General features: G+C 52.7%; 9 protein-coding genes. 8 read left to right on the forward strand and 1 reads right to left on the reverse strand.

What is annotated here, in order from left to right:
* Nucleotides 1–35 precede the first annotated feature (35 nt).
* Nucleotides 36–800: a PAAR domain-containing protein gene (locus CSQ88_RS23395; protein WP_257212575.1), complete on the reverse strand. Its 765-nt coding sequence runs from the start codon at nt 798–800 to the stop codon at nt 36–38.
* Between the two features lie 175 nt (nt 801–975).
* Between CSQ88_RS23395 and CSQ88_RS11820 the strand changes: the two genes are divergently transcribed.
* The 8 genes from CSQ88_RS11820 to CSQ88_RS11855 are packed head-to-tail and all read left to right on the forward strand — an operon-like array spanning nt 976 to nt 6,289.
* The gene (locus tag CSQ88_RS11820) at nt 976–2,079 is read left to right on the forward strand and encodes a peptidase (protein WP_099398299.1); all 1,104 of its coding nucleotides are present in this window, start codon (nt 976–978) and stop codon (nt 2,077–2,079) included.
* A gap of 10 nt (nt 2,080–2,089) precedes the next feature.
* Nucleotides 2,090–3,013, forward strand: coding sequence for a hypothetical protein (locus CSQ88_RS11825; protein WP_099398300.1), 924 nt, complete (start codon nt 2,090–2,092; stop codon nt 3,011–3,013).
* Nucleotides 3,014–3,024: 11 nt separating this feature from the next.
* Nucleotides 3,025–3,309: a hypothetical protein gene (locus tag CSQ88_RS11830; protein WP_099398301.1), complete on the forward strand. Its 285-nt coding sequence runs from the start codon at nt 3,025–3,027 to the stop codon at nt 3,307–3,309.
* Nucleotides 3,306–3,719 (forward strand): capsid cement protein, encoded by a 414-nt coding sequence (locus CSQ88_RS11835; RefSeq protein ID WP_099398302.1) that lies wholly within the window; start codon nt 3,306–3,308, stop codon nt 3,717–3,719. The genes CSQ88_RS11830 and CSQ88_RS11835 overlap by 4 nt, the downstream gene beginning before the upstream one ends.
* A 2-nt stretch (nt 3,720–3,721) precedes the next feature.
* Nucleotides 3,722–4,186 carry a gp436 family protein gene (locus tag CSQ88_RS11840; protein WP_099398303.1) on the forward strand — a complete coding sequence of 155 codons (465 nt, stop codon included), beginning with the start codon at nt 3,722–3,724 and terminating at the stop codon, nt 4,184–4,186.
* Nucleotides 4,186–4,650, forward strand: coding sequence for a Gp37 family protein (locus CSQ88_RS11845; protein ID WP_099398304.1), 465 nt, complete (start codon nt 4,186–4,188; stop codon nt 4,648–4,650). The genes CSQ88_RS11840 and CSQ88_RS11845 overlap by 1 nt, the downstream gene beginning before the upstream one ends.
* Complete coding sequence (locus CSQ88_RS11850; protein WP_099398305.1) at nt 4,647–4,853, forward strand: hypothetical protein; 207 nt, start codon at nt 4,647–4,649, stop codon at nt 4,851–4,853. The genes CSQ88_RS11845 and CSQ88_RS11850 overlap by 4 nt, the downstream gene beginning before the upstream one ends.
* 2 nt (nt 4,854–4,855) lie before the next feature.
* Nucleotides 4,856–6,289 (forward strand): phage tail sheath subtilisin-like domain-containing protein, encoded by a 1,434-nt coding sequence (locus CSQ88_RS11855; protein WP_099398306.1) that lies wholly within the window; start codon nt 4,856–4,858, stop codon nt 6,287–6,289.
* The last annotated feature ends 158 nt before the right edge of the window (nt 6,290–6,447 follow it).

The following is a 6,447-nucleotide window of genomic DNA, read 5'->3' on the forward strand; positions in this document are numbered from 1 at the left end:
GTTCAATGATTTACTTAGGGAGTTGAGCAGCGGGGCTAGTCTTTAGCGGCTTTTTCAATCACAAATTGATATACATTCTCTGGATCAATAAATTTTGCAGTGACTTGCTTGTCAGATTTGTAGAATTTTTTGCCATCACTTGTATATTCAGTAAAGGTAACGCCTGAAGGGAAGTCCGCGTTTTTTTCATAGCGGTATTCCACTTTATCAAAGGTGATTCCACCCTGTTGATTCAAACGAACCCCTTTGCAGGAGGCAAACAAGCTGGGCAGTTTTATAAAGACCCGTGATTTGGGCTTGTTTCCAATAAGGTGAACGGCGGTGTGCCTCACTGCACTGCCACTGGCCGATGGGGAAACGCTTTCTAAGCAAGTAAAGTCTTTGGAAAAGTAGACCGAAGTACCCCTGCCAAAATCATCCCTGTTGCTGTGCTCATTAGGAAAAATCACCGCAGATTGCATCGTTAAACATCGGCCATTGATCTGAATACGGCCTGTATCCAGAACAACACGCTGCTTGCGCCCGTCAGCCACACCTTCCCAGGCATATTTAATCTCTTGGCCAGTGCTTAATGGCTGCATCTCATAGCCCGCATCAGCGTGAAAAATCGCTCCGGGTAAAGAGGCATAGTAGGAATCGTATCCGTCATAAACCGCTTCAGCATTGGCTAAAGAAGCGGCAAAAATGAGTATTGCGGCGGTGAGTGCAAGAGGCTTGCCAAACATGTTGGTCGTAGAAGCCCCACTTAGTACAACACCACCATGACTGGTTTGATCGCCTAAGCGAATCACTTTTTTCATAAAGCCCTCTGTGAATAGCTCAGTACGGCAATCTTAAATGGTGCTTACAGTCTTAACAATCAGCAAAGATACCCATTTGCTCCCTTAATGCCGTGGCCACAGCGGAAGTTTCCACGAGCGTTAATTGTAAAGTCGATTAAAAGACCCTCTCCCCCATGGCGCTGAAAATAGCGTCATGAATACTCCAGCCCCCCTCCATATTTTTAAGCCCGGCCGTCAAACCGCAATGAGCGGGGTGACGCTGGATTTTACTGACGCAGATTTAGCAGCGTGTGCCGCTGCATACGATCCGGCGCTGCATGAAGCGCCGATTGTGATTGGCCACCCCAAGCATGATGCACCGGCCTATGGCTGGGTAAAGTCGCTTAGCACTAATGCTGACGGCCTGATGGCTGAGCCGCAGCAGATGGATGTCAGCTTTGCTGAGCTGCTAGCCGCAGGCCGATACAAAAAAATCTCCGGCTCTTTTTACACCCCCGATGCTCCGGCCAACCCGGTACCTGGCGTTTATTACCTGCGCCATGTGGGCTTTCTTGGTGCGATGCCGCCAGCGGTTAAAGGGCTAAAGCAGGCCGAGTTTGCCGAAGCAGAAGAAGGTGTCATCGAATTTGGCGAATTGCCCGCCGGTGCCGTCTCACGCATTTTCCGAGGTCTGCGTGAGTGGATGATTGGCAAGTTTGGCTTGGATGAGGCCAATAAAGCCCTCTCGTCATGGGATGTTGACTGGATACAGGAACAAGCCGCCCAGCCCGAACCTGAATTTTCCCCCGCTTTTTCCGAACCTGACCCCGTTACCAAGGAGCTTACTGTGACCCCAGAACAAGCCGCTGCTCTCGAAGCAGAAAACACCAAGCTCAAAGGGCTGGTTGCCTTTGCTGAATCAGAACGAAAAAAGCTACTGGCAGACCAGCGCCACGACGAGCATGCCAGTTTTGCCGAGGGGCTGATCGCAGACGGCACGCTGGCCCCTAAACACAAAGAAACCGTGGTTGCGCTGCTGGATTTTGCTGACGGCGAGCAAGTGCTGGAATTTGGCGAAGGCGCTGCAAAGCAAGCCTTGCCTGCGGCGCTGAAAGGGTTTCTCTCCGAGCTGCCCAAGGTGGTGGAGTTTGGCGAGCACGCCACCAAGGGCAAAGCTTCTACGGCAGACGCTGGGGGTGCCGTGGATTACGGTGAAAACGCAGATCCAGAGCGTGTTCAGCTGGATCAAAAGATTCGTTCACATATGCGTGAGCATTCAGTGGATTACGCCACTGCGGCGAATGCAGTTATTAAATAAGGAGTAGGTCATGGGACGTTTATCTAATCTGCGCGTTGTTGATCCGGTTTTATCGCAACTGGCGCTGGGCTATAGCAATCTGGAATACGTGGGCGAGCTGCTGATGCCTACTGTTGAAGTGCAAAAGGAAGGCGGCAAGATCCCTAAGTTTGGGAAAGAAGCTTTCAAAATCTACAACACCGAGCGGGCCTTACGCGCTAAATCCAACCGCATTAATCCAGAAGGCTTGACTGGTATTGATGTGGTTCTGGATGAGCACGATCTGGAGTACCCAATCGATTATCGTGAAGAGCAAGAAAGCGCCTTCCCGTTGCAATCTAACGCCACCTTTGTGGCCACGGAGGGGATTGATCTACGCCGTGAAAAGATGATCGCAGATATGGCGCAAAACCCTGCCAACTATGCGGCCAGCAATAAAATCGCGCTGTCCGGTACCAGCCGCTTTACTGACCGTGTGAATTCCGACCCAATTGGGGTGGTTGAGGTGGGCAAGGAAGCCATCCGCGCCAAGATTGGCCGCTACCCCAACACCATGATCATTGGTGCCTCAAGCCAGTCGGTATTAAAAAACCACCCGCAGTTGCTGGATCGCATCAAGTATTCCATGAAAGGCATTGTGACTGCCGATCTGATGCGCGACATCTTTGAGATCGAAAACATCGCTGTTGGTAAAGCGGTTTACGCCAACGATCAGGATGTGTTTTCGGATCTCTGGCTGGACAACATCATCCTGGCCTATGTGCCAAGCAAACGCGCTGGACAGAGTCGCACCCCCTACGAGCCTGCCTTTGGCTACACCATCCGCAAAAACAAGCCGATCGTGGATACCCGCACCGAAGACGGCAAAGTTGAGATTGTCCGCTGCACCAATATTTTCCGGCCCTTTATTGTGGGCGCGGAAGCGGGCTATCTGATCTCAGATACTAACGCCTAAGGGGTGCTGAAATGATCGAACGTTTTCTCGTGAAAGACTCACCCATTTTGCACAATGGGGAGCGTTATGAACCAGGCGATAAAATTGAAATGAGCATGAAAGAAGCGTTCAGCTTGCGTGCTTTTTTAGAGCCTGATCCGAGCTGGGTGCCAGAACCAGCAGCGCCAGAGCCTGAGGCCGTCATCACCCCTCCGGCCATTATCGAAACCCCACCTCCGGCAACGGATAGTTTGCCTGCCGATGCTGCCCCAGATGCAGAACCGACAGCGGCAAACAAAAAAGGAGCTAAAGCATGAAAACAGCACAGCCTCTAGGTATTACTTCCATCCTTGCTGCGGTCAACTTACCCCGTTTCCGGTTTGTCGATTTCAGTGGTGGTCTGTGTACGGCTAACTCAAAAGCACTGGGTGTAACGGATAGCGAAGCAGATGCGGGCCAATATGGGGCGCTGGTTTTTTCCGGGATCGCCCTGGTTGAATGCGCGGGGGCAATTAATCGGGGAGTATCGGTCACGTCCGATGCCACCGGCAAGGCTGTCACCGCCAGCATGTTCACTGCCACATCACCCGCAGGAGGTACGGCAGTGACATCGACCAGTGCTGCACCAGCCATGACGCTTGCAGGCGGCGTATTGCCGCAGGCTATTAATGGCTATGCCCTGGATGCCGGTGTGGCGGGTGACATCATCCGTGTCCTGGTGATCTGAACATGCGCTACTGCACCCTGGCTGACCTGCAGCTGGCCATCCCACTGCAAACGCTGATTGCGCTGAGTAATGACGCTCAGCCAGATCTGAGCTACGGCGGCACATCCACGCCGCCGCAGCTGGTGATGGAAGTGATTGAGGATAAGGTGCGGCAAGCGGAAGAGGTCGTGGATTCGCATCTGCGTGGCCGCTACACGCTGCCGCTGCTGCCCGTGCCTACTGTGATTAAAGACCTCACCATCAAACTGGCCCGCCATGAGTTGTATGCCCGGCGGCCTGAGGGCGGCGATTTGCCCGATGCCGTAGTGCGTACTTACAAAGCATCCATGCTCATGCTGGAGCATATCCGGGACGGCAAACTCACTATCGGCATTCCGCTGACGGGTGAAGCCGCGCCCGAAGCGGGGGAAATGAAAGCACGCACGCGTGTGCGCCGTTTTAATAACAACTTGCTGGATCGCTACTAATGGCCAGCACAGTAGAAATTCTGGATGCCGTTGTGCAGCGCCTGCATTTGAAATTGCCGCAGCTGGCCGTGGAGTATTTCCCTGAAAACGCTAAAGGCTACATGCTGAATCATTCACTGGGCGCATTGCTGGTCAGTTATCTGGGCAGCCAGTTTGATGACACAGCGGATACGGGTTTTGTGGCCCAGCCCCGCACCATCAAAATCTCCATCACGGTGGTGGTGCGCCAGCTCAATGGCCGTGGTGGCGTGATTGAGGTATTGGATTTAGCTCGCCGTGCTGTGGTGGGATTTAAGCCCCCGGATTGCAAAAAAATACGGGCCGTCAGTGAAAAATTTTTAGGCCAAAACGCTGATCTTTGGCAATACGCATTAGATATATCCACCAGCGGCATGCTGGTGGAAGACGAAGAAGTTGGAACAGAGCACCCGCTCACTGTTGTCAATTATGAGGAGGCACCATGAAGTTTATATATAACGGCCCAAGCTCTGGTGTCACTCTGCGTGATGGCGAGGCTGAAACAGAAGTCATGCTGCATGACGGCGCAGAGGTAGATCTGCCTGCAGAGCATGAATATACCAAAACCCTAGAAGCACTGGGCCACCTCACTGCGGTGATTGAAAAACCGGCCAAGGCCAGCAAGACCGCCACGGCAGAAGGAGCGTAATCATGCCTGCAAGCTATTTACACGGTGTAGAAACGATAGAACTGGAGCGCGGCCCGCGCCCTGTAAAAACGGTCAAAAGCGCAGTAATTGGGTTGATCGGCACCGCCCCCATTGGGCCTGTAAATGTCACGACGCTGAGCCTGTCAGAAACAGACGGCGCGGCATTTGGGCCTCAACTGCCTGGCTTTACTATCCCGCAGGCGCTGGATGCCATTTATGATTTTGGCGCTGGCACCGTGCTGATCATTAATGTGCTCGACCCTGCAGTGCATAAAACCAATATTGCGGCCGAATCGGTTGCGCTGGATGCCAGTACCGGCAGCGGTAAAACCAGCAAACCTGCTTTATTGAATGCCACGGTTAAAAGCGGGGACAATGTCACTACCTATGTGGCAGGCACTGATTACTCAATCGATCTGGTCTGCGGCGTGATTACCCGCATTAAAACCGGGGCAATTCCTGCATCACCGCCACCACTCAAAGTGACGTATGACTATGCCGACCCGACTAAAGTCACGTCTGCAGACATCATTGGAGCCGTCAACGCAGCAGGCCAGCGCATTGGTATGAAGGCACTGAAAGATACCTATAATCTGTTTGGCTTCTTTGCCAAAATTCTGATCGCACCAGCGTTCTGCACGCAAAACTCGGTGTCAGCCGAGCTGATTGCAATGGCGGATCAGCTGGATGCCATCGCCTATATTGATGCGCCCATCGGCACCACATTTGCCCAGGCCCTGGCTGGCCGTGGCCCTGCCGGTACGATCAACTTTAATACCTCAAGCGATCGCGTTCGGCTTTGCTATCCACACGTTAAGGTTTACGACACGGTGCTAAAAGCCGAGCGACTGGAGCCATTGTCCGCTCGCGCTGCTGGCCTGCGGGCCAAAGTCGATCTCGATCAAGGCTTTTGGTGGTCTAGCTCTAACCATGAATTATTGGGCATCACAGGCGTAGAGCGCCAGCTTTCAGCCATGATTGACGACCCCAGCTCTGAAGTGAATATGCTCAATGAGGTGGGCATTACCACGGTATTTAATAGCTACGGCACCGGCATGCGTTTGTGGGGCAATCGCTCCGCTGCATTTCCTACCGTTACCCACATGCGTAATTTTGAAAACGTGCGCCGCACTGGCGACATGCTGAACGAGAGCATGCGCTACTTCAGCCTGCAATATACGGATATGCCACTTAATCAGGCGCTGATCGACAGCCTGGTCGATTCAACCAATGCCTACGGCCGCAAGCTCATCGGTGATGGGGCATTAATCGGATTTAAAGCCTGGTTTGATCCGGCACGTAATCCGCAGACCGAGCTGGCTGCCGGGCATTTACTCATCAGCTATAAGTACACCCCACCGCCACCGATGGAACGGCTGACGTTTGAAACCGAGATCACATCGGAATACCTGCTCACGTTAAAAGGGGCTAAATAATGTCCAGGATCGAAATCAACCGAATTACCAACGGTAATTGTCAAACCAGTTGTCGCCTTAATCGTTTAATATTTATGCCGTTCTTTGCTCTGCTTTTTTCCTTACAGCACCCGTCTCCGCTTCCGGTGATTTTTCTGGATTGAGGTGGACGATATTCA

Origin of the sequence: Iodobacter sp. BJB302 (assembly GCF_002735645.1) — a bacterium.
In the GTDB taxonomy this organism is placed as follows: Bacteria; Pseudomonadota; Gammaproteobacteria; order Burkholderiales; family Chitinibacteraceae; genus Iodobacter.